We start from the raw sequence: 26,378 nt of genomic DNA, 5'->3' as shown, positions 1-26,378 counted from the left end.
TGAAAAGAGATTAGCATTTAACAAAACAACAAATCAAGCCCCGAAAAAAAACGGGGCTTTTATTTTGTATTCTTGTACCAAAAAAGAACAAAAAGGTAGCAAAGGTAAGGCGGACACCCATCGCACCACCCAACCAAAAGACTACGGCATAATGGCAGGGCAAAAAGGAGGCTTCGCCGAGTTGTTTGTGTTGCCCTGCCACCCTTCGGGACTTATTCCGTTTCCTTTTGGTTTTTCAGCCTGTCCGCCTTGATTGAACGGCTTTCTTTTTTTTCTGTTTTTTTGTTTTGGAAAATAATTTTAAGAGGGAGGAACGAACCACCACCTGACATCGCACCACTATCAAAATAACGGCTTGTGCTTCTCGTTATAGATTTCCTTAATCAACTCCCCGAACTCCTGAAAATGGTATTCGATAATGTTATCCAGATACGCATAAATCGTCAGCTTGTCAATGCCCATAATGTTGGTAAGCCTGTTGAACGTTTCGTGGTGTTCCTGCCGTACATAGACCGATTTGCCTTTGCTTGCCGTAGTGTTCGGGATTTTAAAGAACTGTCCGTAATAATCCTCTTTGGTCAGCTTCTTTGACTTTGAGGTCGTTCTTTTGGTATTACTTGCAGTCGGTTTTGTATCTTCCGTTTCTACGGATCTTTCGTCTGCGGTAAAGTCGTCCCAATGTGTTACGGCTTGCTGTTCCTGTTGGGTATTTTTCTTGTCGTTACCGACAATCATTTCCATAAAATCCTGTTCTTCGGTTTGCTGTTTTTTGTTTTCTTCGTGTATCATATCTATCGTTTTTAATATTATATCAGATTAGCTGTCGGGTTAGCTGAACAGTCAGTTGTATATGCTATTATATCTATACACCTGTATGTTTTCAATTAGCTGTTTCGTTAGCTAAAAAGCCAACGGATTACAAGCAATTTATTTAGCCCGTTGACTAACTCCGTAGTCAATCAGCCAACTAACCACAACAAAGGAAATAAAAGCAACGCCAATCCAAATAAACGTGGCACTTTATGGCACTATTTGGCGTTCAAAGTCACGTTTATAAATAGCTGTATTTCAAATAGTCTTAACGAAATTTGTAAATGGAAGCGGTTGGTTTTTTCAGGTAACTCCAATCCGTTTGCAAAACGGATTTTTCTGAACTCCTGTTCAGAGCAAGTTATCTTTTGAGGTACTCGAAATAAATTTCCGTACCTCAAAAGCACTTGCCCTTGCAGGGGCTAAAAACCGCTTCGAAGTCGCAGTTTTGTTTAACATTAGAAATGGATTTATTATGGAAGAAAAGAACAGTAAACAGGTTAGGAAAACAGGGAGAAAACCGAAGAACGACCCTGCGGTCAATCGGTATTCCATTAACCTGAATGCAGAGGACAACGCCAGGTTCCTTGCCCTCTTTGACCAATCGGGAATGAACGTAAAGGCACATTTCATTACGGCCTGTATCTTTCAGAAGACGGTAAAGACCGTAAAAATTGATATGAATGCGGTAGAATACCACACAGGATTGACCAAATTTTTCGGTCAGTTTCGGGGAATAGCAACCAATTACAATCAGATTGTTAGATTATTGAACGCCAATTTTTCGGAGAAAAAAGCATCTGCATACCTCTATAAATTGGAAAAACAGACCGCAGAAATGAAAGAATTGTTGCTAAAGGTTTTAATTATTACCGATGAATTTGAAAAGAAATATCTGAATAAAGAGTGAGATTATGATTGCAAAAATCGGAAAGGGAAGCAATATGTACGGAGCGATTTTGTACAATCAGCAGAAAGTGGACAGGGAAAACGGAGCGGTTCTGTTGCTGAACAAGATACCCGACACAATGAACGGCAGGTATTCCGTAGCGTATTTCAATAAGTGCTTTAAGCCGTATCTGTCGGCAAACATCAAAACGGAAAAGACGGTACGGCATATTTCATTGAACCCCGACCCGAAAGACGAGGTAAGCGATGAACAGTTTACGGAAATGGCACAGGAATATATGGAGCGTATGGGCTACGGCAATCAGCCTTATATTGTTTTTAAACATACAGATATAGACCGAACGCATATCCATATTGTTTCAACCTGTGTAGGCATTGACGGAAAGAAAATCCCCGATGATTACGACCACCCACGTTCAATGGCTATCTGTCGGGATTTGGAACAGAAATACAACCTGCACAAAGCAACCGAGCAGGAACAGAAACAAGCCAATAAGGTTTTCAAACCTGTTGATTATCGGCGTGGCGATATAAAGAGCCAAATCGCTTCGGTAGTCCGTCATTTACCAAAGTATTACAGCTTTCCGACTATGGGAAGTTATAATGCTTTGCTGTCGCTATTAAACATCACAGCGGAAGAAGTCAAAGGCGAACGGAACGGTCAGACCGTAAACGGATTGGTCTATGTGGCATTGGACAAGAACGGCAACAAGGCAGGCCATCCGTTCAAAGCATCGCTATTCGGAAAAGATGCAGGGGTTGCACAACTGCAAAAACATTTTGAGCAGTCCAAAGAAAAAATGAAAACCAACCCTGTAAGGTCTGTTCTGAAAAATACGGTTGAGCTTGCCATACATACCACAAGCAACGAAAGTGAATTTAAAAAGCAGTTGACCGAGCAGGGTATCAATACGGTTGTTCGCAGAAACGACAACGGACGGGTTTACGGTATAACTTTTATCGACCACGAGAGCCGTACCGTTTGGAACGGTTCACAGTTAGACAGAAACCTATCAGCTAATGTATTCAACGATTGCTGGAACAACGGCAAGAAGCCCAAACTGAAAGTACAGGACAATCCTGTTTCCAATACGAATACATTGGATGATTTACCAACGAAAAACCTTTTTGAGTTTATCACACAGGAACATTCCCACAGTTCAGATTTGGGGCTGTTCAGCCTGTTACCCGATGCACAAAACGAGGGTTATGAAGAAGAACAATTTGCTAACCGGATGAAGAAAAAGAAGAAAGGGAGGAGGTTATAAGATATATTCGAATACCGTATTTGAATTAATGAAGCAACTCTTCTCATTTCAGTTTAAACTCAGTAGGTCTCATATTGGTTAATTGATGAAAATTGTTACTAAACGCAGATATATTCGAATACCCTATTTCATAAGCTATCTCCGTCATATTCAAATCTGTATCTTTGATCAATTCCATCGCTCTGATAATACGAAGCATTTTTAAGTATTGAACAAAAGTGATGTGTAGTTTGGTTTGGAATAATCTGGTTAAACTTCTCACACTCATTCCTGATTGCCGAGCAATAATATCTAAACTTAGATTTTCATTTAGCCGATTTCTAAAGCTGTCTATTATTGCATTAAGTCGTTGATCGTCCGTTGTAGGAAGTTGAATAGAGAATTTTTTGAGATTTTCCTTTGATAATACTCCTTTAAGCGTTAATAAAAATTCAAATTCCCATGAACCTTTGTAATAATCACCTTGCCATTTCTCGCTAAATGAGAGCATTTCTGCCAGAAGCTTACTAACAGGATAAATACCCAGTTCATCATAAAAACTATCTGCTTTTTCATCTGGAAAATAAATATTTATTATGTATAAATCCTGTGTATTAAACATCAGATTGTGAGGGTAGTTTTTGGGTATCCATATATAATGATTAGACGGAATATAGAAATCTTTTGTGTCTGTTTGTAAATAAGCAATTCCCCCATAAACCAATAATAACTGAGCCTTATCGTGCTGATGAGCAGGTAAACGCTGCTCAGTTTGTTGTCGCATCACTAGAATTGACTCAGGATTTTGATCCACAATATTTATTAATTGGCTAAGAATTTCCATATGGCCAAATATAGCAAATATTAGGCTAATTATATAAAAAAATAGCTTGGTATGTTGAATAATTTTGTTGTGTTAATAATAGTAGAATCATTATGAAACATAAAATCATAAAACCCGACAAAGATTCTGAGCTTGAAATACAAGCTCAAAAATCTGAACATAAATTAATTCGTACAGATGAAGAAATAGATAAAGCCAGCATCTACTGGCTGGCTTGTGCCTATTCCAGTCCCTTTATGCCAATGGTCGATTTAAGCTTTGCTTTTGATGAGTTGAAAAAGCTTATAAAACAATGGTTAGAAAAGAGAAAGAAACCAATCATTTATAAAAACAAAACTAATGAAACAATATAAAACAGTTCCGATCCTGGGTGTACTGATGCTGTTATTTGCACCCCATATTTATGCTCAGCATACAGAAAAAGTCCAACCTTTAAGTTTGGAAGAAATATGGAAAGTTGCAGAAATGAATAATCGACAACTGAAACTATCTGATCTAAATCTTCAGCAAAGTAAAATAGAAATATTGGAAGCCAAAGACCGTTTGTTGCCCGAACTTTCAGTAGGTGGAGACGTAAAACTCAATTCCAAATTTCTGATTTACGACAATGGATTATTCTCTTCTCCACAGGATGTGCCTGTAAAAGGGTATGGGTACGGAGTAGGATACAACTTAAACTATAACCTCTACAACGGTGGTAAGGACAAGAGGAACATCGCCATGAAAAAGGAAGAGGATACACGAAAACAATATGAAGTGGATCTGCAAAAGCATAGTGTAAAATATAATGTCGCAGTTGCTTATTTTGATTTGTATAAGTTTCTTCATTTCTATGATTTTCTTAATGCAGAGATTGAAGCAGAAAAAAAGCAATTGAGATTGATAGAAAGTCTGCATAAAAACGGTACTGTACTAAAGAGTGATGTGCTGAGAACCTCCGTGAAATTGTCTCAACTGGAACTTAATCTTTCCGATGTTGCGAAGAAAATTGAAATAGCTAAACAACGGCTCAATATACTGATGGGGCGTGAGAATGATACAAAATTAGCAATAAAACACGAAGATATAATTGAATTAAACGCTATTACAGACGGTGACTACAACGATTATATAGACATCGCTTTTGACAAATCTCCAGAGTACAAAATAGTAAATAGTGACATCAAATGGAGCGAACTGAATGTAAAACAAGTGAAAGCTACGCTATTGCCCAAAGTTTCTTTGTACTCTAACTATAATTACAACTATCCACAGATTTCCTTTTATCCGTATTCAAACGATTTGTGGGGATTTGGTCAGACAGGAATTAAAGTACAGTATTCTATTGATAATTTGTACAAAAGCAAGCATAACATTGCTCGTGCCCAAGTTGTCAGCAATCAGGCTAAAGAAAAAGCAGAAATGAAGAAGGATGAAATCTCTCTTCAGGTAAAAGAAGCTTATTTACAGCAACAGCAGGCTTTGGAGAGTGTGGAAACGGCAGAACAAAATATTATTAAAACCACCGAAACCGTCCGTGTTATCAGAAGTAGCTATTTAAATCAGGAATCACTACTAACCGACCTTTTGGAAGCAGAAAACGCTTTATTGGAAGCAAAATTCAATCTGACAACAGCACAAACAAACGCAAAACTAAGCCATATCAGACTATTGGCAATCGTAGGAATTCTTTAATACAAATATAATGAACAAAAATAAAACAGATAAAATTGTTGTAGGCCTAACCAAATGGTTGGGAATTGCCTTATTCGTAGGAATTATTATTTGGGGAGCTACCTATTTCTTAAAAGGATATCGCTATGAACAGACCAATGATGCACAGGTGGATGCTTATCTCTCACCGATAAATGCAAAAGTGGGTGGCTATATCAGCAAAATATATTACAAGGACAATCAGCTGGTTAAAAAGGGTGATACACTTGTTGTCATTGAATTGGATGAGTATGGACTGAAAAAAGATGCCGCATCAGCAGAACTCCTGAGCGCACAAGCCAAGTTACCGATTTTGACGGCGAACGAAGAAACGCAACGTAAAAGTATTGAGGTTATAAAGGCACAATTGGCAGGAGCTAAAGCGAGATTGAACCAACAGCAGAAAGAATTTGACCGTTATAAAAATCTACTGGCGGATGAATCTACCACACAACAAAAATTCGATAACATCAGTGCTTCTTTATCCATTGCACAGTCAGATTATGATCAGGCTAAAGCTTCTTTACAAGTAGCAGAATCTAAACTTAATGATTTTAGAGCTCAACATAATGCTATACAGGCAGAGATAAAAATTAAAGAAACACTTGTTCAAAGACAGGAATTAGACATTCGATACACGGTTATCAGTGCACCTTTTGATGGACAAATTGGTAAAAAGACTATTCAGGAAGGTCAACTGATACAAGCTGGGCAGACATTGGCTTTTTTGGTGAACAAAGCCGAGGAAAAATGGGTGATGGCAAATTTTAAAGAAACACAGATTGGCAACTTCAAGATCGGACAAGCGGTATCCATAGAAGTTGATGCTTTTCCGAATGAAAAATTCAATGGTACCATCGAATCACTTTCACCAACCACAGGTTCACGGTATTCATTGCTTCCGCCAGATAATGCTACAGGCAATTTTGTCAAAATCATCCAACGGATTCCTGTAAGAATTAAACTAACCGATACGCCTGAAAAATTAGGAAAACTCTCTGCCGGAATGAATGCCAATGTTTATGTTTTAAAAGATTAATGATGCAAGCACATAAAATACCTGTTTTCAAATCCTGGGTATCTGAATGGGTGGCGAGATCCGTCATATTTGCCATTCTGATGACTTGTTTATTTAGCTTCGCTTTTTACAGCAGTCCGATTGCAACGATGGGATTTTACGGTATACAACCTACCGATGTACAATATGGCATGGTCGTTATTTACGGCTCTACCGTAGCTTTCTTGGCACTTGATTTTCGAATCGTAAAATATTTTGCGCCTAGGAAATATTTACTGATTGCCCTTGCCGTAAATGCCATATGTTCTGTTATCTGTTTTCATTTCAAAGATTGGACATTGTTTGTTATTTGCCAGTTTTTTCAAGGAATTACCTGTGCATTGATGTCTGGAATTGTGTTACAACTCATTTTTCCACGGTTACAGTCTGTACGCGCCCGTGTGATTGCTTTTAGCCTACTGTATGGTAGCATACAGATTGCCGTTCCTTTTTATTCGATTTTTACCAGCGTGGTTATTCATTTCTTTGATTTTAACTGGATATTCTATGGATTTGTTATCATACTTATCATTCTAACAATTACCGTATTGCTTACGATGAACAGTAAAGCTCGATTTACCAAAAAGATTCCACTTTATCAGGTGGATTGGATAGGCTATCTGTTTTATGTGTCTTTTATCTTAATCTTGGGATACATCCTTGTATATGGGCGACAATTGGGATGGTTTGGTAGTTCATTAATCACTACGCTTAGTGTAATCAATGTACTTATTCTTTCGCTTTTCATCATTAGAGAATTGAAGCTTAAACGACCACTAATCAACTTACAGATTTTTAAGACCAAGAATTTTGTCATTGGTCTATTCCTACTTTTTACATTTTATATTTTTAAAGGAAGTACAGGACTTGCTTACGGCTATCTTGAAATAATTTTAGGAAATGACCCACTGAGCACCATTCCGATATGGACGTCTGTAATTTTTGGAACTACAGCGAGTATGTTCATTACCTCCAGATTTGTCTTGACGGGTTACAACCTGATCAGGATGATTATTGTTGGCTTTGGAATTATGGCGATTTATTATGCTTATATGATACTATTTGTTTCTGTACAGGGCGAAACAATTGATTTCATTTTACCGATGTTTATTTATGGTGTGTCAACAGGAGTCTTATTTGTCCCTATTGTTTCGTTTACAGCTTCATCAGCACCGCCAGCAATTGCTATCAATGCATCGCTTGTTGGCATATTGGCTAGGTTCACTGGTTTTACAGCAAGTCTGGCACTGAATAACGAACTTCAATTATTTGCAAAATCAGGAGTTCGCGAAAAGATTCGGGAAGCAGTTACAGAAACGAACCCACATTTACCAGCTACCTTACTGGATATTCAAAATCAATATGCAAATGCCGGTAGCGATATCTATACTTCAAAAGCAGTATCCACAGGCTATTTCAATCAAATGGTGGGTCATCAAATATTGGCTCGTGCTACCAGAGATTATTATGATTGGATGTTAACAGGTGTGATTATAGTAATTGTTGTTTTGCTCCTCTTACCACAAATCCAACATGTTGTTTTGAGATTAAGAAAAGGTAATATACCTTATTAATTTTATTAAAGCAGATAAAATCATATGGCAGTATAATTCATGTGACAATCGTAAACTGTAAATTTTAGGCTAATCGAATGCATCGACATTCCAATGAGATTGGGAAAGAAGGAAATTAAATAAACTAACAAAATGACATCTTCATTAAATCAGATCATCTCAGAGATACAACGAAAGGAAAATGCTATTTCGTTGTCTGCACCTAATGCAATTGATGAAGCATATCAAATGACAATATACCTAAAAGAATACTTATGGTCAATAAGAGAGGATATTACAAAGCAAGGTTTTAAAAACCAATGGGAGGAAATCAATTTCTTTCGCAACATTAAGCCATATATCCTCTCCAAACTCATTTACCACAATAAGATATTTCGCATACAGACAGCTTGCCCTGTTGATGGAGGAAAAATGTATGCAAATTATTTTTCAGAACAATTACAGGAATTAAAACAGGAATACAGGGAACACATCTATAATTCGGACTTTTACCGATATTACCGTTCAGGAAGAACCGACCGTGATGAAACCTATTTTAGGTTAGGCAACATTAATTTCCACGACGGTTTGAACAGTTTTGTCTTTGAAATTGACCCACTGTTTTCAACTTATTATGATAACAAAGTGGCTCGGATAATAGCCAACGAGTTACTCTATACCTACATACTCCAAAAAATTAATGATGATGAAATAACAAGTTCCCTTTCTGCGAGGGATATTTCATCCGATGATATCCAGTGGACGGACACCAAAAATGCTCTAATAGAATTGATTTATGCGTTGTATGCAAATGGTTCACTTTCATACGGTAAAATAGGAATTCGAAAAGTCAGTTTTGTTCTGGAAAAACTGTTTCAGATTACCTTAGGGGATTTGCACAATTCTTTCCATCGAATGAAATACCGTGCAGGTTCACGAACCGCATTTTTAGACCAACTGAAATCTTCTTTGGAAGAATATATGGATAAGGATTTATAGAAGTGTCAAAAACAAACAAAAAGGGAAGCAAAAATAACGGATAACGATAACCGCACACACATAATGGCTTCGCCCCCCTTCGGGACTTATAGTGCTTCATTATCCTATATCCATTGGTAAAATGACTTTCTTTTTTTCTTTTGGAATGAATTTTAGTTTTTAATATTCCATAGCAGTAACTTCCGCACTTAGGGAGGTTAGCCTTTCTAAATCCTCAAGAAAATGTTTCGAGATTTGTTCGGTTTCGGCTACTAGACAGGACAATTGAAATTTATTTTCGGTTGTCCTGTTCTTTTTTTAGAAGTAAAGTAGTCCGTCATTTATCTAATAAATATGTTAGAAGAGCTTCAATCCATTGTTGTTATAATTGCCTCCATCACACTCTTTGTTTATGGTTTGCAAAGTTTTAGTAAAGAGATAGAACATTTAGGAACTGAACGACTATCAAAATGGATAAAAAAAGTAACTGCTTTACCTTTAGGTGGCTTTTTGTTAGAAGGAATTTTCACCTCTATTATTCAATCAAGTACATTAGTTTCTTCTCTCACTGTCTCCTTAGTGAATACAGGAGTAATAACTTTCAGAGATAGTATTTTAATTTTATTAGGAACGAATGTAGGAACAACTTCTACGGCTTGGATTGTATTCTTGGAATCTCTCTTTATCGACCTTTCTTTATTGTTTTAGGAACGTTAATCAGTATGATTCCAACTAAAATATCCGTTATAGGAAAATCTATCTTTTATTTTGGATTTATTTTCTTTTCATTAAGCTATATTAGTCAGGCAATGGAACCTCTTAAAAATTATCCGATGCTTGTTGAAATATTATCAAAAGCCTTTTCTCCTCTACTAGGGATTATATATGGAATCCTCATAACAGTTGTCATCCAATCAAGTTCCGTCGTTGTAGGGCTAGTGATTGTCCTCCTTTCTCACGGAACAATAACAATTGATGCTGCTATTCCTATTGTAATCGGAGCTAATATAGGTACAACCTCCACAGCTTTACTTATTAGCTTAAAACTGTCTTCAAATACTAAGCTGGTTGCTTTATCCACTTCAGTATTTAATAAATGAACTACCCCGAGGCAGAGCCTCGAGGTATCACGCTACTCAAAAGATAGTAATAGTTGATTTTTGTTGAATGATTTGTAAACAGTCTTTTCTTCTCCTTGATTTTGAATGTATTTCTTAATTACATCCTCATTTCCGTATTGTCCAACCGTATTTACATAATATCCACTCGTCCAAAAACTACCTCCACATAATTGGTTTTTCACTTCTGGATGTAATCGGAAAATCTCTTTAGCTGTGATACTCTTCACTGCTCTAACAATAGTCTCAACTGAAATCTTTGGTACACTTTGAATTAAAAAATGTACATGATTTTCATCTGCTCCAATTTCAACAAAGTGAATTTCATAACGTTCTGAAATCTGGTTACAAACTTCAACCAAACTAATTTCAACATCCTCTGATAAAACATTTCTACGATATTTTATAGGACAAAACAAATGGTAAAGCAACAAGCTTTTATTATGCCGTTTGAAAATATGTTCACTCATCAAACAAATATACTAATCTTTACTCTTTGACACCGAGGCAGAGCCTAGAGGAAATCTTTTGATTATAGGTGTGCTCATTATGCTGCCCTTTTTTAATTTATTGGGAAAAACAGCTCTTTCTTTTAGTAGTGAGCTTTCTTTACAAGTTGCGATTGCATTTACAATAAGTAACATCGTTACCTCCTGTTTCTTTTTATTGTTTATAAACCCAACAATCAGAATTCTAAAAAAACATCCCTAGTACAAGGATCAAGTGAAAATATCCACTAAAATTAAAAAATCTATATAAGCCTAATTTACAAACACAATCCTCTAAGAATAAAGAGAGTCCATCTATATTTCTTTTTTCTTATTATTAATTAAAAAAATAAAACCTCTATATATTTTGTTAGTAAATATATTCCCTTTAAATTTGTACCACAATATCGCGGGATAGAGCAGTAGGCAGCTCGTCGGGCTCATAACCCGAAGGTCACTGGTTCGAGTCCAGTTCCCGCTACTATAAAAAGATGTTCTGAAATCAGAACATCTTTTTTTATACATTGACATTTGACTACAACAATTATCCTTTTAGAAGTTCATCGCTTCTTTTTTTCTTAAAAGCTACTGGCAGAAAAGAGACATTTAACTTATTGAACAATCAGTTTACAAAAAAATTAAGGCAATATACCTGCTTCATGGATTAAAAGCTTGATATTTTCATATGAATTCTCCATCGCTTGCTTTATTTGTTTTTTGTCCATCCAAACTACTTGTTCAATACCTTCTTCAACTTGTCCATTTAACTCTCCTTCAAAATTCGTCGACATTTCGAACCAGGTTGTAATCTTCAATCTATACTTTCCATTTCTTTTAAAGATATGATATGTTTTAGGTAGTTTTCTATTGATTTTCAATTTATTTACACCCGTTTCTTCTTCTACTTCACGCATGGCTGTAGATTCCATGTTCTCATTTTTTTCTGTCCCTCCTTTAGGCAAATCCCACTTACCATTGCGCAAAATAAACAGAATCTTCCCCTCATTGTTGTAAACTACGCCTCCACCCGCTTTTTGAACTGGTATCTTTTCTTTTATTTTTTTTAAAATTTCTTTTTCATCAGGATGATATAAAATTGCCTTATCTATTTTATTTTGAAAATATTTAATGATAATTTTGTCAATATCGACACTGTCTAATAAAAACAATTTAAAATCAGTTTCTTTCTGAATTTTATTAGTTAAAAACAGCGGTTTGTCGTTTACAAAAACTTTATACATTTGTACTATGATTTTTAATAAAGAAACAGCACAAAAGACGGCCGAATCACTTTTGCAAATTAACGCAATTAAATTAAATCCTAAAAATCCTTTTACTTGGGCATCAGGATGGAAGTCACCTATTTATTGCGATAACAGAATAACTCTTTCTTATCCTGAAATAAGAAAGTTCCTGCAACAGCAATTTGCTAAAAACATTGTTGCAAAATACGGAAAACCTGATGTAATTGCCGGAGTTGCAACAGGTGCAATCGGCATTGGATTATTAGTAGCCGAAGCCTTAGAATTGCCTTTTGTATATGTACGCCCTGAGCCTAAAAAACACGGACGACAAAACCAAATTGAAGGACAGTTAGAAGTGGGTAAAAATGTAGTAGTTATTGAAGACCTGATCAGTACTGGAAAAAGTAGTCTTCAAGCTGTTGAAGCTTTAAAAGCAGACGGAGCTAATATATTGGGAATGGCAGCAATATTTACTTATGAATTTCAAATATCTGCTGATAATTTTAAAAAAGCTGATATAGAATTAGCTACGCTAAGCAATTACTCTGCTTTACTAGATGCGGCTGTACAACAAAACTACATATCTAATAGCGATTTGGAAACTTTAAAAAAGTGGAGAGAAAATCCATCTGAATGGAATTAACAACGAAAATAAAAATTGCCAATTATGAATTTACAAAGCCCTAAAGTCAGTATTCCGAAATCTGCCGAATATATTTTCAATGCTTTAACCAATGTCAAAAACTTTGAGAAATTAATGCCTGATTCAATTGCTAAATTTGAAGTTATAGGAGAAGATTCTTTTATTTTTGCTTTAAAAGGCATGCCCGAAATTACGCTAAAAAAGAAAGAAGAAACCCCAAATTCTAAAATAATATTAGGGGCTGCCAGTGACAAACTGCCCTTTACTTTAACTGGAGATATAAAACAACTAGATGCGGACAATTGTGAAGTTCAACTTCATTTTGAAGGAAATTTTAACCCAATGATGACAATGATGGTAAAAGGTCCCATCGGTAAGTTTATTGAAGCTTTAGCAGGTAATATGGGTAAGTTATAAAAAAGTACAAGGTGCTCTTTTGGGAGCACCTTGTACTTTTTTATATATTTCTGACAATTTTTAAAAATCAAATTTAATTCCTTGTGCTAAAGGAAGATCTTTTCCGTAATTGATGGTATTGGTTTGTCTTCTCATATAAGCCTTCCAAGCATCGGAACCAGATTCTCTACCTCCTCCTGTTTCTTTTTCACCACCAAATGCTCCTCCGATTTCTGCTCCGGATGTACCGATATTTACATTGGCAATTCCGCAATCTGATCCAGCGTGAGATAGAAATAATTCCATTTCTCGCATATTAGTTGTAAAGATTGAAGAAGACAATCCTTGCGGAACGCCATTTTGCATAGCAATAGCTTCTTCTATGCTGCTGTATTTCATTACATACAAAATAGGAGCAAAAGTCTCTGCCTGAATAATTTCAAATTCATTTTTACCTTCAATAATACAAGGTTTTACGTAGCAGCCGCTTTCGTATCCTTTACCTTCCAGAACTCCACCTTCTACAATAATTTTACCACCTTCTTGTTTTGCTTTTTCAATGGCGCTCAAATAATCTTGTACAGCAGCTTTGTCAATCAATGGACCAACGTGGTTCGAAGCATCTAAAGGATTTCCAATTTTTAATTGAGCATAAGCGCTTTGTAGTACTTGGATTGTTTTGTCGTAAACACTTTCGTGAATAATTAAACGTCTAGTAGTAGTACAGCGTTGTCCGGCAGTACCAACAGCTCCAAAAACAGCTCCTACTAACACCATATTGATATCCGCATGTTCAGAAACAATAATAGCGTTATTTCCTCCTAGTTCTAAAATAGTATTTCCAAATCGTTCAGCAACTGTTTTAGAAACATGTCGCCCAATTCTGGTTGAACCAGTAAATGAAACTAATGGTATTCTGTGGTCGTTGTTAATTAAATCTCCGCATTCATTCCCGATTACTAAGTTGCATACTCCTTCAGGAATATTATTTGCTTTAAAAACTTTAGAAACAATATTTTGACAAGCAACTCCGCATAAAGGGGTTTTTGAACTCGGCTTCCAGATACAAACATCTCCGCACACCCATGCAATCATCGTATTCCAGCTCCATACGGCTACCGGAAAGTTAAACGCAGATATAATCCCAACAATCCCTATAGGATGCCATTGCTCATACATTCGGTGCATTGGTCTTTCTGAGTGCATTGTCAAACCGTATAGCTGACGGGAAAGACCTACTGCAAAATCGCAAATATCAATCATTTCCTGTACTTCACCAAGTCCTTCCTGCAGGCTTTTTCCCATTTCATAAGAAACAAGTTTTCCTAAAGACTCTTTATTTTTTCGAAGCTCTTCTCCAATCTGACGAACAATTTCTCCTCGTTTCGGAGCAGGTACTAATCTCCAGGTTTTATAAGCTTCTTCAGCAGTTTGCATTACTTTTTGGTAATCTTCGGCAGTTGAAGATTTTACTTTTCCTATTAGCTCTCCGTTTACCGGAGAATATGATTCTATAACTTTTCCGTTTGAAAAAGAGTTTGAACCTGTAGACGATCCGTTGTTTATTTCTTGAAGATCTAAATTGTTCAGGGCTTCTAAAATTCCAAATTGATCATTTGTATTTGTCATTTTTATTCTATTTTCAGTTTTACTATGATTTGCAGAAGCTAAGATAAAGAAAATAATCTGAGCAGATGGTTTTTGCTATAATAAAAAGCTGTTGTAATTTATTTTGTAAACTTTGGATCGCTCTCCATAACTGTTTGGCAATGTGCGCACGTTCGAAGTTTTTCTGATGAATAAAAATGTTTAAAATGAGGAAGAAAATCAGTTTCAATATTCGTCAGTTCAAAATATACTTCATATAGCTTGTGGTTGCAGTTTTCGCAATACCAGATTAGCCCGTCTTTTGTATTGGTTTCCTTGCGTTTTTTTTCGATAACTAACCCAACAGAGTTCTCCGTCCTGATAGGCTGATGAGGTACTTTTGGAGGGAGCAGATATATATCTCCGGGATTCAGCGTGATTCTCTCTCGTTTACCATTCTCCTGTATATCAATATAAATAGTCCCTTCCAGTTGAAAAAAGAATTCTTCACCTTCGTTATAGTGAAAATCTTTTCGAGCATTCGGACCTCCTACAACCATTACTATGTAATCACTGGATTCAGGGTATATGTTTTTATTGCTTACAGGAGGTCGCAACAAATGCTTATTTTCTGATACCCATTGGAGCAAATTAAATGATTTGGTTGTTTCCATAATTTAAAAATTAGGTTTTAGTTACTCCTGCTAAGCCACAATTGTGGATTATTAATGTCCGTATTATGGGAAAGCAAAAATTTTAAGACGGTTTTTCCTGTGCTGTTAGCAGCTATTGTTCCAATGCTTTGTTTTAACGCTACAGCATCTCCTTTTTTGACGTAAACTTCACTCAGGTTTTGATAAACCGTGATATAGTCTCCATGTTGAATTAATACTGCTTTATTTCCTCCAGGCATCACCTGTACCTGTAAAACCTCTCCTTGAAAAACACTGCGGGCTTTAGAACCACCTTCAGTTGTAATTTCAACGCCACTATTGTGTATAGTTAAATGAGTTTGTACGGGATGAGGCTGATCTCCATAAGGCAGCGAAATATATCCTTTTTCTACTGGCCAAGGTAGTTTTCCCATATTTGCTTTAAAGCTGTTGGCTACAATTTTTCCTTCCGGGGTTAATTCAAAAGTAGCGTTTTTGCCTGAACCAACTGATTTAGTGGTTTCTTTTCCGGCTTTAGCTGCAGCTTCTCTTGCTTTGCGGTTTGCTTCTTCAATCGCCTCTCGAATTAGTTGCTGTATTTTGCGATCAATGGCTTTGGTTTCGTCTTGTTTCTTCTTGATTTGGTCGTTGTATTTTTTCTGATCCTTTTGAACGATTGCCATCAATCCTTTTTGTTGATCTAAATCTTTTTGCAGGTTTTTTTCATTTTGCTGTTGTTCTGCTAATAACTTTTTTTGGGATTCTCTTTGTTCTTCAAGCCGTACTAGCGCTTTACTTAGCTCTTCTGATTTTGCTTTTACTTCTTGCCCTTGTTCTTTTCTAAAATCAGCGTATTGTTTTAGATACTGAATGCGTTTGTATGCCTGTAAAAAGTTGTCTGAGGAAAGAATAAACATAATCCGGCTTTGATTAGACCTGCTTTTGTAGGTTTTTAAAATTGTTGCTGCATAATCTTCTTTAAGCTTGTAAAGTTCAGCCTGCAGTTCATCTGCTTCTTTCTGATTTTTTTTGATGCTGGCATTGGTAATTGTAATTTGCTGCTGAACGTTTTTGATTAACTGTCTGCTTAGATTTATTTTACGATTCTGTTCTTCTATTTCTGCAAGAATATTTCGCTCCTTTGTGCGTTCATTTTGCAGAAGCTGCTGAACAGACTTTATTTCTATTAAAATTTGCTGCTTTCTGCGTTCCAGCTGTTCCTGAGTTTCTTTTTGCTGCCCCCATAACAGGACAGTAAAAAGAGAGAGAAGCATTGTTGAATATATTTTTTTCATCGCAGCATTTTGTTTCCTACGTTTTACTTTAAGTTTATTCTTTTATATCCTTCAGGTACTTTGTAATGGATGTTTAAATCTGTATCAAAAGTAACTTTATTGTATTGAAGGTTCAAATTTATACTTTTTTCTTGTTCTGCCTTAATATTTATTTCGGTAGGAACTACATATTTTCCTATTTTTTGGTAATTAGGATAACTGATAGTAACGCTTCTATTTGTACTTTTTTGTGAGATTTCTTCTTTTTTTAATAAGGCGCTCTTGTCTTCAAAATAATAGCTGGATTGTAGATCTTCTTCAGAAGCATTTATCAGTTTGTGTAACCCTTCTTCCAAACTTGCTTCCATATTTTGGTTGGTTGAACTATCCAAAACCTGTCCCATCAATAAGTTTTGAAATCTGTTGAAATCAATATCTGTGCCTAAGAGATTACTCAAAATTGAAAAATCCCCGTCAAAATAAACGCCCTTTACGTCGTAGTACTGCACACTGTCGGGCATAATTAACGCCTTTGCTACGGGAAAACCTAAATATCTTATATTTATCAATATTTTTTCATCCTTTTGAATCATGATATCCATAGATGCTTTTAGGTTATCTTTATCAGTTTCATAAGTAACATTCCCTCTAATGATTGACGTTTCAAAGGGTTGAACATTCTTAACATGCTCATTAAGAATAATCAATGCTGTTTTGTTTTCAGTAGCTGACGCCTCACCTAATAAAAAGCCTTCTTTATTTTTTTTACAGCCGATTAGTATTAATGCACAGCTCAAGATTAACAATATTTTTTTCATAACAACACATACATCTTTATATATTCTTTCCCGAATATAAGTAAAAAAAATCCGTTTCAAATTAGTTTTAAAACGGATTTATAAAAACTTTAGCTCAAAATTGAATAATCTCCAATACTTATATTGACGTGATTTCCATCATAAGTTGCAAAATTTCCAATCATAGCATTGTCTAATTCGGCATTGCGAATAGTTGCATGAGTTTGAATCAAACTATTTTTAATTTTAGCATTTTCCACTTTTGAATGCTCTCCTAAAGAAACATTAGGACCAATCACAGCATTTTTCAGAATAACGTTATTTCCGATATAACACGGCTTAATGATTGTGCTGTTTTCAATTACAATATTATCAGCAATATAGTTTTGATTTTCGCTTTCCAAAAAGTTCAGCATTCTGGTATTAGTGTCAACTGTCACATCTTTATTTCCACAATCCATCCATTCATCAACTTTACCCGGAACAAATCGCAATCCTTTTTGTTTCATGTTTTCCAACGCATCCGTCAATTGGTATTCTCCTCCTTTTATAATATTATTATCTAATAAAAACTGAAGTTCGCTTTTTAAATTTTCTCCGCTTTTGAAATAGTAAATTCCAATAATTGCTAAATCTGAAACAAAACTTTTTGGTTTTTCGACAAAATCGGTAATTTCATTTTTTTCGTTTAGCTGAACAACGCCAAAAGCACTTGGGTCATCAACCTGTTTTACCCAAATGACGCTGTCTGCATTTTTTTCTAAATTAAAATCTGCCCGGAACAGCGTGTCAGCATATGCTACAACTATCGGTCCCTTCATGCTTTCTTGGGCACATAAAATGGCATGTGCTGTTCCCAGGGCTTCGTTTTGATAATAAATAGTAGCTTTCGAACCTAATTTTCCAGCAATGGCGATTAAGTTTTCTTCTACTTCTTTTCCAAAGCTCTCATGAATGATAAAAGCAATTTCTTCTATCTTATCGTTTAAAACTTTAGCTATATCTTCTACCAAGCGATGAACAATTGGTTTTCCGGCTATCGGAATTAGCGGTTTGGGAATGGTTAATGTATGCGGACGTAATCTGGAACCACGACCCGCCATTGGTACGATTATTCTCATTTTTTCATTTTTATTATTTAACTCCAGTACTGCCAAATCCTCCGGAACCTCTTTCTGTCTCTGAAAGTACTTCAGCAGGTTGCCATTGTATTTGTTCAAATTTTGAAATTACCATTTGAGCAATTCGCTCTCCGTTTTCGATAGTAAAGGGTTCTTTAGAAAGGTTTATTACTATAACGCCAATTTCTCCTCTGTAGTCTGCATCAATTGTACCGGGACTGTTTAACATTGTTATTCCTTTTTTGGCAGCCAAACCGCTTCGGGGTCTTATTTGCGCTTCATAACCTTGCGGCAGCTCCATAAACAAGCCGGTTGGAATAATTGCTCTGTCCAGTGATTCTAATGTTATAGGTTGAGTTAAATTAGCACGCAAATCCATGCCTGCAGATTGGGATGTTTCGTAATTTGGAAGAGGATGTTGAGATTTATTAATGATTTTGATTTGGATCATAGTTTATCTAAATTTTTGAGAAGAACAAAGATAAAAGTTATTTTATTTCTAAACCAATTACTTTTAGAAAACAGATAAATAGTCCATAATATATCCTAAAAAAGAAATTATTTTTTAATTATTAATAATCTAAAAGATTTATATAATTAAAATCATGTTGCGTAGTATCTCTATATTTTTACTAGCTCAGGTCGTCTTGACTTTTATAAAACAAAGAAGGTCAATAGAAAATCATGTTACTAAACAAACAACACCTACAACCCCGTGTATCAAGTACTCCACAAAGATAGTATAAAATTAGATATAGTACCACACTTACTACTTTCCAAAAGAGGATTTAAATCAAAAGCCACACTTTATGAGATAGTCAATGCTATATTATATAGACTAAAAACAGGTATTCAGTGGAGTTATTTACCAGTTAAAGCATTATTTAGCACTCAAGTATTAAGTCATAAAACAGTATTTTGTCATTTTCGAAATTGGTACAAAACAGGTGTATGGCAATCTTGTTGGACAGAATTATTAAAAAAAGAATAAGTCTCTTATTGATTTATCAAGTGCAGACGTAGATGGAAGCCATACTACAGCTTTAAGAGGTGGAGAACAAGTAGCTTATCAAGGTAGAAAAAAACGTAAAACAACTAATTCTTTATATTTTACAGATCGTCAGGGTTTACCTTTAGCTATGTCAAACTGGTAGCTGGGTATCATAATGATTTAATTGATATAGAAGTCTGTTTTGAAGATATAATCAATCAATTAACTAATGGTGAAATACCTCTATCAGGATTGTTAATTAATACTGATGCAGGTTTTGATGTACAAAAGCTTAGAAAAATATTTATGGATAAAGAAATAATAGACAATATTTTCTAGTTGGATGGCTTGGAATATCATTTCTTTATTGTTATTAAGACTAAAGAAATTTCAGGAAGCTATAAAGTCAAGATGACTTCGATAAAGTTTTAATCTTCTTCTCTATTTTAAATTCATAGATAAGTCCTATAATCACTGTTATAACTTTGTAAATGTAGATAATTACAAATAACTTAATAATATATAATTCAGTCATTAAAGAAAATTTAATCAAGATATATATATTATAATACATTTTTTATGTTTATTTTAGCTTTTAATTTTGAATTAAGTACCAAAAAATCTATAACCAAAAAGCTTTATTTATGAAAAAAGCATTACTATTACTGTCATTGCTAACCGTATTCGCAATGGCAGGTCAAAAAATGAAAGATTGGGTTTATGATATATCCTCAATTAACCTAGACAGATCAATTTCCGAAGAAAACATGGATACTAATCCAGGTAATGTATCAAACAACATTAATTCTTCTACTTCCAACGCAAATTGCAATAGTCCTTCCGACCAAGGGGTTAAGGATATAAATAGTAATGAGGCAACGATTTATTGGGATGATACTTCGGGTACAAAATGGGAATACATTATTCAATTACCCTCAGATCCCTACCCTACAGGCATATCAGGAATTACTTCAACAGTCAAGGAGACAAGAGTTACAAAAGATCACACTGGCAATAATCTACAGCCTGATACAGAATATGAGTTTTATGTTCGAACAGATTGCGGAATAAATGGTTTTAGTGATTGGCTAGGTCCTTATAATTTTAAAACATTATGTGCTTCAGTTACTTTACCTTTTAAAGAAACTTTTAATACAGATTCTCCAACTAGAGATTGCTGGGTTATTGTAGATGGAAATGAAGATGATGATTTCTGGGATTTTAATGGCTGGAGTCAATATGAAGGAAGTCACTGTATGGCTTTTTCGACATATAATAATGAAATTAATGATGATTGGTTAATATCTCCTTCGATTGCAATGACAACGAATGATATTTTTGAAGTAGCATATTATATTAAAACTTCCTCTTCTGGCGGAATTAACAACAAGGGAACTGAATTTGAGATTTTATTATCCGATAATGGAATAGACATCGCTAATTTTAAAACAATTTTACAAACAAAACAAAGTTACAAATATGCTAATTACGTTAAAAAAACAATTTATATAACAGGTATTAACGGTAGTGCAAATATAGCTTGGCATATAACTTCTGATGGTCCTGGTTCCATATTTTTGGATTTAATTACAATAACTAAAGTAGACTGCTTGGGTCCAAAAGATGAAATTGTGATTAGTAACCTAGAAAAGGACAAAGCTACTTTTTCGTGGGCAGATGATAACAATACAAGCTGGGAATATTATGTTCAACACGCAGGAACAGGGACACCAACTGGTAGCGGAACTTTAACAACTACTAAATCAGCAAACATAACCCGAACCAATGGCACAGGAGGTTCAAATTTACAGCCCAATACAGAGTACGAGTTCTGGCTCCGCTCGTCCTGTGGTCCTGGCAAAAACAGCAACTGGATTGGACCTATTGTATTCAGAACACCTTGTGACATTTCAGCTATTCCTTTCTGGGAAGGGTTCAATACAAACTCTCCAACTTTAAACTGTTGGACCATTATAGATTATAACAATGACAATACTGGTTATGGTAATATTTGGGAGCTAAATGATTGGGAAAAATACGAAGGAGACCGATCCATGTATTTTAATGGAGGATATGAGGCAGGCAACGATGACTGGTTAATTTCTCCTCCATTTAATTTAGACGCAACTAAAATATATAAACTAAAATATCATTACAGAACAGATTTTTATAGTAAAACTGATTTTAAAGTTGCCCTCTCCACAAGTGGAATAAGTCCTTCTGACTTTACGGATATACTAGTTACAAAAAAGGGTGAAAGCAATGGAAAATGGAAAGAAGAGATTACGTATATCGGTGGAATAAGTGGTAACATTAATATTGGCTGGCATGTTAACACCAATACTAGTTCAACACTATATGTAGACAATGTCTTTCTTGAAGAAGAAACTTGTCCTCAACCAATACAATTGGGTAGCAAAGATGAAAAAAAAGATAGTGCTACAATTATTTGGAAAGATGACTTTGGCTCTAAATGGGAATATGTATTGCAACTATCTGGAGGAAATCCTCCTGTTAGCAATGGTACTCCATCAACAAGTAAGGAAGTTGTTGTTACAAAAGATCAAAAGGGGAATGTTTTAGAACCAAATACTGAATATGAATTTTATGTACGTACCGACTGTGGAAATACCGAGTTTAGCGAGTGGGCAGGTCCCTATAAATTCAGAACCATTTGCGACTTCTTTACAACACCATTCTGGGAAGGGTTTAATTCAGACTCTCAATCTTTCTTTTGCTGGACAATTTTAGACAACAACAGCGATGGACGTTCAGGAAGTGGTCAATGGGAAAAAAGTAATTACGGTCAGTATGAAGGCTCCCACGGTATGTATTTTTCTGTAAATGATTATATGGGAGATATAGAATCAGACGACTGGTTAATTTCTCCGGTATTTACATTTACTTCTGGCAAAATGTATCGCTTAAAATATCATTATAATACAAATTCCTACAATGACAGTAATGAGTTTGAAGTATTAGCTTCTACTAGCGGTATTAAACCTGTTGATTTTACAACAGAAATTGTCAAAAGTAAAATTTATACGAATGATAACTATATCGAACAAAAAACTTTTATTTCAGGATTAAGCGGTAATGTTAATATAGCTTGGCACATAAAAGGTACAGGAGACAAAACTATCTATATAGATAATGTTTTCGTAGAAGAAGTAACTGGATGCCCAGAACCTTTAGACTTAGATGCAAAAGATATAGATAAAAGAGACGTAACCATTTCTTGGACAGATGATTTTGGAGCAACAAACTGGGAATATATAGTTCAAAAAGAAGGAGAAGGAATTCCGTCTGGCAGTGGTACAGCCACAACAACAAAGGAAAACAAAATAACAAAAGACCATTCGGGAGACAACTTAGCACCTAATACTGATTATGAATTTTATGTACGTACAAATTGTGGCAATGGAGAATATAGCATATGGGCAGGACCTTTCAAATTTGTAACACTGTGTGATATTTATACAATGCCTTTTTGGGAAGGGTTTAATTCAGACTCTAAAACGTTAAGATGTTGGACAATTATTGATAACAATGACGATGAATACAGTTGGGAGATTGATACTTGGGATTATTATGAAGGAGACCAATCGATTAACATGAACATTTATGACTGGTTAGGTACAACGGAAAATGATGATTGGCTTGTCTCTCCTACTTTTGCTATGACAAGTGGAAACTATGTATTAAAATACTTTTATAAGGGTAGTGCTTATGAAGGCGGAAATGTTGAGGTATTACTTTCTAAAAATGGTGTGGATCCAAAGGATTTTACTGATGTTATTGTAGCCGATGAAATTTATTACAATAATAATTGGAAAGAGAAAGTCGTATTTTTTAGTGGCATCCCAGGCAATGTAAATCTGGCATGGCATACAAAAGTAACAGGTGATACGTCGATATCCATAGATAATGTTTCTTTGAAAAAAATAGAAACATGTCCCGAACCTTATTACATAAAAGTAACAGGTCAAACTTCGAATAGTATTGATATAGAATGGGAACAAGATGGAGGAATAACTTCCTGGGAAGTTATTGTTGTTGAATATAATGAAGAAGAAACTGCTACACCAATCCAAACAGTAAGTGTTACAGGAAGTCCAAAAACTACAATAACCGGATTACCTGCTGGAAAAGCATACACCATCTACGTAAGAGCTAAGTGTTCAGATGGCAAATCTAATAGTGAGTGGAGTACTCCTGTTGATGGAGGTACCTCAGTAGGCGCTAACGATGACTGTATTGGTGCCATAAACATTCCCGTAAGCAATAATGAAGAATGCGAAATTATGATTTCTGGTTCACTTCTAGACACTACAACTTCCGCTCAAGCTATACCATCATGTATAGGATGGGGAGGTATGGAAAATGATGTATGGTTTGAGTTTACGGCAACCAATAAAACCCATATTCTAAACATCGAAAATTTAATAAGCCTATCTGGTGAAAGCAATATAAACCTAGTTGGGGCAATCTATGATCAGCCTTGTAGCACTATAGGCAATACAGCAATAGAATGCTTTGATATTACTGATTTTAAATTATTTGAAAATTTAACTGTAGGACAGAAATATTATATTAGACTAGGTTCTGACTCATTTACAGATAATCCTGATTATTTCTTTAATCTTTGTATTAGTACTGTAAATTACATAAGAAGTAGCTCAAGTGGAGATGAATATACAGTAGAAGAATTAGTAAACGATGTTTTAGTAAACTCTAATTGTGATTTAGTATCCAATATAACTTATATCACAGGAACAAATTTTGGAGAAGAAAACGGAATAGGATATTTTAATAAAAATAATTCTACTTTTAACTTTGACGATGGTATAATATTAGCAACAAACGGTGTTCGTTATGCAATGGGTCCCGGTGGATCAGACGAAGGATGGGATACTGAAAATTGGCTAGGAGATGATGATTTAGAAAAGTTATTATTATCTCTTGGACAAGAAGATGGGAATAATAATGCTTCTATATTAGAGTTTGATTTTATTCCGGTAGTGGATACTTTAAAATTTGATTTTATATTTGCCTCCAATGAATATGGTCCGTCTTTTCAATGTGACTACTCTGATGTTTTTGCCTTCTTTTTAACTGATTTAACTACTAATGAAACAATTAACCTCGCAGTTTTACCAGGAACAGATATTCCTGTATCAGTGACCACAATTCGGGATGCAAAATATCAAGGAAAAAATTTGAAATGCGGAGACACAAATAAAGAGTATTTTGATAAATATTATGGAGAAAACGGATTAAAACCACAAAACAATCCTATAAATTATGCAGGTATGACAATTCCGTTAACAGCCGTTTCTGCAGTAGAACCCGGTCGTAAGTATCATATTAAATTAGCTATTGCAGACTATAGAGATTCAGGCGTTAACTCTGCTGTATTTTTAAAAGGAGGTAGTTTTAACTTAGGCAATATTGATTTAGGAGCAGATTTACTTGTAGAGACAGGTAACGCTATCTGTAGTGATGAAGTCAAAATAATTAAATCCGGTATGCCTGAAAATGACAATATAACTATAGAATGGTACAAAGATGATGTTTTAATACAAAATGAAAATAAACCTGATCTTGAGATTAAAGAAAGTGGTGAGTATAAAATAGTAGTTAAATATGCCGATTTAGGTTGTGAAGTTACAGGCACAGTTAAAGCAGAGATTTATCCTCCTATTTCGAAAGTAGTCCATAAACCTATAACTATTGAAATATGTAGATTTTCATTAAATGAAAGAACAGTAGACTTATCTAGTACTGAATTAGATATGTTTGCAGATGTAGAGAGGACAGACTATGAAGTTGATTATTACCTAACTAAAGAGGATGCTGAGCAAGGAAATGACAACAAAATAAATACTTCTTATACTATAGAAGGTACAGATAATATAAATATCTATCTTAGAATAGTAGATACTCGTACTGGGTGTAGTGAGATTTTTATTTTACCAATCCTAATAGAACAAGGAGCAATCCCAACAAAACCATCTGATATTAAAATCTGTTCAGAATACGTGTTTCCAGAAGTAAATGGTGATCAATATTATTATACGGAATCTGGTGGTCAGGGCAAAGAATATAAAGTAGGAGATGTTTTGACAGAACCAGGTAAACACACAATCTATCTTTTGCAAGTAAACAATGATCAAGGCTGTTATGAAGAAACAATTTATCACGTTGATATTACAGCTCCTGTAATTGCAGATATCTTTGAGGATCAACAATTAAAATGTCAATTATATGAATTAAAACCTCTTTCAGGACACAACCGCTACTTTACAAAGTCAGGAGGTCCGCAAGGGCTTGGAACTGAATATTTTCCAGGAATGGAGATTTCTTCAGCAGAAACTATTTATGTGTATGCAAGCTCAAATGACGATTTATGTACAGACGAAAGTAGTTTCACAATAACTTATGAAGATTGCCCTATTCCAAAAGGAATCTCTCCAAACGGAGATAACCTGAATGACACTTTTGATTTATCACTTCACGGAGTAGAGAATATTAAAATTTATAACCGTTGGGGTACTGAGGTCTATTCTCATGGAATAGATTATACCAATCAATGGTATGGTCAAAACAAAGATGGTAAACAACTACCGGACGGAACCTATTATTACGTAATTCAAGCGCATGGTAAAACACGGACAGGTTGGGTACAGATAAATAAATAATCTATAATTACTATTTTTAAACTAAAGAGGAAGATCCAAAATATCTTCCTCTTAGTTTTTTATATCAAATCCATTTTTAAATTAAAATTCTAAACAAGTAAAACGAATTTTATCTATAGAATATAGCTTATATTTTGTCTATGGACTTTATATAGATGTAAAACTATACCATTAAAGTAGGACTTTTAAAAGAAGGGTTACTCAATCAGGCTGTAGATCAGGCTACTGCTGATTTTAGAAATATTAGGCATTTGACTCCCGCTCAAAAAAACAAT

Annotated in this window: 24 protein-coding genes and 1 tRNA gene; 15 read left to right on the top strand and 10 right to left on the bottom strand. The window is 34.9% G+C overall.

Annotated elements, in window-relative coordinates; all coding sequences use genetic code 11:
• A partial coding sequence (locus C8P70_RS13840; RefSeq protein ID WP_166666229.1) for a hypothetical protein occupies window positions 1-253 on the top strand: 253 nt, incomplete at its 5' end.
• An 89-nt stretch (window positions 254-342) separates the two neighbouring features.
• On the opposite strand, the gene C8P70_RS12440 is transcribed toward C8P70_RS13840, so the two are convergent.
• Window positions 343-789, bottom strand: coding sequence for a DUF3408 domain-containing protein (locus C8P70_RS12440; RefSeq protein WP_133713642.1), 447 nt, complete (start codon window positions 787-789; stop codon window positions 343-345).
• Between the two features lie 496 nt (window positions 790-1,285).
• On the opposite strand from C8P70_RS12440, the gene mobA reads away from it, so the two are divergent.
• Both mobA and mobB read left to right on the top strand, forming a co-directional pair.
• Window positions 1,286-1,720 (top strand): conjugal transfer protein MobA, encoded by a 435-nt coding sequence (mobA, locus tag C8P70_RS12435; protein WP_133713641.1) that lies wholly within the window; start codon window positions 1,286-1,288, stop codon window positions 1,718-1,720.
• Between the two features lie 4 nt (window positions 1,721-1,724).
• Window positions 1,725-2,987 carry a conjugal transfer protein MobB gene (gene mobB, locus C8P70_RS12430; protein WP_133713640.1) on the top strand — a complete coding sequence of 421 codons (1,263 nt, stop codon included), beginning with the start codon at window positions 1,725-1,727 and terminating at the stop codon, window positions 2,985-2,987.
• A gap of 43 nt (window positions 2,988-3,030) precedes the next feature.
• Here mobB and C8P70_RS12425 read toward each other — a convergent pair whose 3' ends face one another.
• Window positions 3,031-3,810, bottom strand: coding sequence for an AraC family transcriptional regulator (locus C8P70_RS12425; protein ID WP_133713639.1), 780 nt, complete (start codon window positions 3,808-3,810; stop codon window positions 3,031-3,033).
• A gap of 92 nt (window positions 3,811-3,902) precedes the next feature.
• On the opposite strand from C8P70_RS12425, the gene C8P70_RS12420 reads away from it, so the two are divergent.
• The 7 genes from C8P70_RS12420 to C8P70_RS14150 all read left to right on the top strand — a co-directional run bounded on the left by C8P70_RS12420 (window position 3,903) and on the right by C8P70_RS14150 (window position 10,190).
• Window positions 3,903-4,163 carry a hypothetical protein gene (locus C8P70_RS12420; RefSeq protein ID WP_133713638.1) on the top strand — a complete coding sequence of 87 codons (261 nt, stop codon included), beginning with the start codon at window positions 3,903-3,905 and terminating at the stop codon, window positions 4,161-4,163.
• On the top strand, window positions 4,150-5,484 hold the full coding sequence (locus tag C8P70_RS12415; protein WP_133713637.1) for a TolC family protein: 1,335 nt from the start codon (window positions 4,150-4,152) through the stop codon (window positions 5,482-5,484). The genes C8P70_RS12420 and C8P70_RS12415 overlap by 14 nt, the downstream gene beginning before the upstream one ends.
• Window positions 5,485-5,494: 10 nt before the next feature.
• Window positions 5,495-6,541 carry an HlyD family secretion protein gene (locus C8P70_RS12410; protein ID WP_133713636.1) on the top strand — a complete coding sequence of 349 codons (1,047 nt, stop codon included), beginning with the start codon at window positions 5,495-5,497 and terminating at the stop codon, window positions 6,539-6,541.
• A 2-nt stretch (window positions 6,542-6,543) separates the two neighbouring features.
• On the top strand, window positions 6,544-8,133 hold the full coding sequence (locus tag C8P70_RS12405; protein WP_166666228.1) for an MFS transporter: 1,590 nt from the start codon (window positions 6,544-6,546) through the stop codon (window positions 8,131-8,133).
• 132 nt (window positions 8,134-8,265) lie between these two features.
• Complete coding sequence (locus tag C8P70_RS12400) at window positions 8,266-9,111, top strand: RteC domain-containing protein (RefSeq protein WP_133713634.1); 846 nt, start codon at window positions 8,266-8,268, stop codon at window positions 9,109-9,111.
• A gap of 333 nt (window positions 9,112-9,444) precedes the next feature.
• Window positions 9,445-9,798: a Na/Pi symporter gene (locus C8P70_RS14155; protein WP_133713633.1), complete on the top strand. Its 354-nt coding sequence runs from the start codon at window positions 9,445-9,447 to the stop codon at window positions 9,796-9,798.
• 14 nt (window positions 9,799-9,812) lie between these two features.
• Entirely contained in the window at window positions 9,813-10,190 is a 378-nt protein-coding gene (locus C8P70_RS14150; RefSeq protein WP_133713632.1) for a Na/Pi symporter, read from the top strand.
• A 32-nt stretch (window positions 10,191-10,222) separates the two neighbouring features.
• Here the strand turns inward: C8P70_RS14150 and tnpA are convergent, their stop codons facing one another.
• Complete coding sequence (gene tnpA, locus C8P70_RS12385; protein ID WP_133713631.1) at window positions 10,223-10,678, bottom strand: IS200/IS605 family transposase; 456 nt, start codon at window positions 10,676-10,678, stop codon at window positions 10,223-10,225.
• Window positions 10,679-11,104: 426 nt separating this feature from the next.
• Between tnpA and C8P70_RS12380 the strand changes: the two genes are divergently transcribed.
• Window positions 11,105-11,177: transfer RNA gene (locus C8P70_RS12380), tRNA-Met, on the top strand.
• Window positions 11,178-11,334: 157 nt separating this feature from the next.
• Here C8P70_RS12380 and C8P70_RS12375 read toward each other — a convergent pair.
• Complete coding sequence (locus C8P70_RS12375) at window positions 11,335-11,937, bottom strand: NUDIX hydrolase (protein WP_133713630.1); 603 nt, start codon at window positions 11,935-11,937, stop codon at window positions 11,335-11,337.
• Window positions 11,938-11,944: 7 nt separating this feature from the next.
• On the opposite strand from C8P70_RS12375, the gene pyrE reads away from it, so the two are divergent.
• Together pyrE and C8P70_RS12365 are read left to right on the top strand one after the other, a co-directional pair.
• Entirely contained in the window at window positions 11,945-12,583 is a 639-nt protein-coding gene (gene pyrE, locus C8P70_RS12370) for an orotate phosphoribosyltransferase (protein WP_133713629.1), read from the top strand.
• Window positions 12,584-12,607: 24 nt separating this feature from the next.
• Complete coding sequence (locus C8P70_RS12365) at window positions 12,608-13,000, top strand: SRPBCC family protein (protein WP_133713628.1); 393 nt, start codon at window positions 12,608-12,610, stop codon at window positions 12,998-13,000.
• Window positions 13,001-13,060: 60 nt separating this feature from the next.
• Here C8P70_RS12365 and amaB read toward each other — a convergent pair whose 3' ends face one another.
• The 6 genes from amaB to dut all read right to left on the bottom strand — a co-directional run bounded on the left by amaB (window position 13,061) and on the right by dut (window position 18,862).
• The gene (gene amaB, locus C8P70_RS12360; RefSeq protein ID WP_133713627.1) at window positions 13,061-14,608 is read right to left on the bottom strand and encodes an L-piperidine-6-carboxylate dehydrogenase; all 1,548 of its coding nucleotides are present in this window, start codon (window positions 14,606-14,608) and stop codon (window positions 13,061-13,063) included.
• Window positions 14,609-14,706: 98 nt separating this feature from the next.
• On the bottom strand, window positions 14,707-15,240 hold the full coding sequence (locus C8P70_RS12355; RefSeq protein WP_133713626.1) for a 3-hydroxyanthranilate 3,4-dioxygenase: 534 nt from the start codon (window positions 15,238-15,240) through the stop codon (window positions 14,707-14,709).
• A gap of 17 nt (window positions 15,241-15,257) precedes the next feature.
• A complete protein-coding gene (locus tag C8P70_RS12350) occupies window positions 15,258-16,514 on the bottom strand; it encodes a murein hydrolase activator EnvC family protein (RefSeq protein ID WP_133713625.1) in 1,257 nt (418 codons plus the stop codon).
• A gap of 23 nt (window positions 16,515-16,537) precedes the next feature.
• Window positions 16,538-17,311, bottom strand: a complete 774-nt coding sequence (locus C8P70_RS12345; protein WP_133713624.1) for a DUF4292 domain-containing protein — start codon at window positions 17,309-17,311, stop codon at window positions 16,538-16,540.
• An 89-nt stretch (window positions 17,312-17,400) separates the two neighbouring features.
• Window positions 17,401-18,411 carry a sugar phosphate nucleotidyltransferase gene (locus C8P70_RS12340; protein WP_133713623.1) on the bottom strand — a complete coding sequence of 337 codons (1,011 nt, stop codon included), beginning with the start codon at window positions 18,409-18,411 and terminating at the stop codon, window positions 17,401-17,403.
• 13 nt (window positions 18,412-18,424) lie between these two features.
• The gene (dut, locus tag C8P70_RS12335; protein WP_133713622.1) at window positions 18,425-18,862 is read right to left on the bottom strand and encodes a dUTP diphosphatase; all 438 of its coding nucleotides are present in this window, start codon (window positions 18,860-18,862) and stop codon (window positions 18,425-18,427) included.
• A 264-nt stretch (window positions 18,863-19,126) separates the two neighbouring features.
• On the opposite strand from dut, the gene C8P70_RS14040 reads away from it, so the two are divergent.
• Window positions 19,127-19,402 carry a transposase gene (locus tag C8P70_RS14040; protein WP_243832707.1) on the top strand — a complete coding sequence of 92 codons (276 nt, stop codon included), beginning with the start codon at window positions 19,127-19,129 and terminating at the stop codon, window positions 19,400-19,402.
• A gap of 644 nt (window positions 19,403-20,046) precedes the next feature.
• Window positions 20,047-26,103, top strand: coding sequence for a choice-of-anchor J domain-containing protein (locus C8P70_RS12325; protein WP_133713621.1), 6,057 nt, complete (start codon window positions 20,047-20,049; stop codon window positions 26,101-26,103).
• Window positions 26,104-26,378: the final 275 nt, after the last annotated feature.

Origin of the sequence: Myroides indicus, assembly GCF_004364575.1 — a bacterium.
GTDB classification, from domain to species: Bacteria; Bacteroidota; Bacteroidia; order Flavobacteriales; family Flavobacteriaceae; genus Flavobacterium; species Flavobacterium indicum_A.
The sequence above is the reverse complement of the archived record's forward strand: the minus strand, read 5'-3'. Positions and strand labels throughout refer to the sequence as shown.

Excerpts from the sequence above, each read along its gene's own strand:
- dut (WP_133713622.1), bottom strand. The coding sequence starts at position 18,862 with ATGATCCAAATCAAAATCATTAATAAATCTCAACATCCTCTTCCAAAT.
- C8P70_RS12345 (WP_133713624.1), bottom strand. The coding sequence starts at position 17,311 with ATGAAAAAAATATTGTTAATCTTGAGCTGTGCATTAATACTAATCGGC.
- amaB (WP_133713627.1), bottom strand. The coding sequence starts at position 14,608 with ATGACAAATACAAATGATCAATTTGGAATTTTAGAAGCCCTGAACAAT.
- C8P70_RS12405 (WP_166666228.1), top strand. The coding sequence starts at position 6,544 with ATGCAAGCACATAAAATACCTGTTTTCAAATCCTGGGTATCTGAATGG.
- C8P70_RS12350 (WP_133713625.1), bottom strand. The coding sequence starts at position 16,514 with ATGAAAAAAATATATTCAACAATGCTTCTCTCTCTTTTTACTGTCCTG.
- C8P70_RS12425 (WP_133713639.1), bottom strand. The coding sequence starts at position 3,810 with ATGGAAATTCTTAGCCAATTAATAAATATTGTGGATCAAAATCCTGAG.
- pyrE (WP_133713629.1), top strand. The coding sequence starts at position 11,945 with ATGATTTTTAATAAAGAAACAGCACAAAAGACGGCCGAATCACTTTTG.
- C8P70_RS14150 (WP_133713632.1), top strand. The coding sequence starts at position 9,813 with ATGATTCCAACTAAAATATCCGTTATAGGAAAATCTATCTTTTATTTT.
- C8P70_RS12365 (WP_133713628.1), top strand. The coding sequence starts at position 12,608 with ATGAATTTACAAAGCCCTAAAGTCAGTATTCCGAAATCTGCCGAATAT.
- mobB (WP_133713640.1), top strand. The coding sequence starts at position 1,725 with ATGATTGCAAAAATCGGAAAGGGAAGCAATATGTACGGAGCGATTTTG.
- C8P70_RS12375 (WP_133713630.1), bottom strand. The coding sequence starts at position 11,937 with ATGTATAAAGTTTTTGTAAACGACAAACCGCTGTTTTTAACTAATAAA.
- C8P70_RS12440 (WP_133713642.1), bottom strand. The coding sequence starts at position 789 with ATGATACACGAAGAAAACAAAAAACAGCAAACCGAAGAACAGGATTTT.
- tnpA (WP_133713631.1), bottom strand. The coding sequence starts at position 10,678 with ATGAGTGAACATATTTTCAAACGGCATAATAAAAGCTTGTTGCTTTAC.
- C8P70_RS12400 (WP_133713634.1), top strand. The coding sequence starts at position 8,266 with ATGACATCTTCATTAAATCAGATCATCTCAGAGATACAACGAAAGGAA.
- C8P70_RS12420 (WP_133713638.1), top strand. The coding sequence starts at position 3,903 with ATGAAACATAAAATCATAAAACCCGACAAAGATTCTGAGCTTGAAATA.
- C8P70_RS12355 (WP_133713626.1), bottom strand. The coding sequence starts at position 15,240 with ATGGAAACAACCAAATCATTTAATTTGCTCCAATGGGTATCAGAAAAT.
- C8P70_RS14155 (WP_133713633.1), top strand. The coding sequence starts at position 9,445 with ATGTTAGAAGAGCTTCAATCCATTGTTGTTATAATTGCCTCCATCACA.
- mobA (WP_133713641.1), top strand. The coding sequence starts at position 1,286 with ATGGAAGAAAAGAACAGTAAACAGGTTAGGAAAACAGGGAGAAAACCG.
- C8P70_RS12415 (WP_133713637.1), top strand. The coding sequence starts at position 4,150 with ATGAAACAATATAAAACAGTTCCGATCCTGGGTGTACTGATGCTGTTA.
- C8P70_RS12340 (WP_133713623.1), bottom strand. The coding sequence starts at position 18,411 with ATGAGAATAATCGTACCAATGGCGGGTCGTGGTTCCAGATTACGTCCG.
- C8P70_RS12325 (WP_133713621.1), top strand. The coding sequence starts at position 20,047 with ATGAAAAAAGCATTACTATTACTGTCATTGCTAACCGTATTCGCAATG.
- C8P70_RS12410 (WP_133713636.1), top strand. The coding sequence starts at position 5,495 with ATGAACAAAAATAAAACAGATAAAATTGTTGTAGGCCTAACCAAATGG.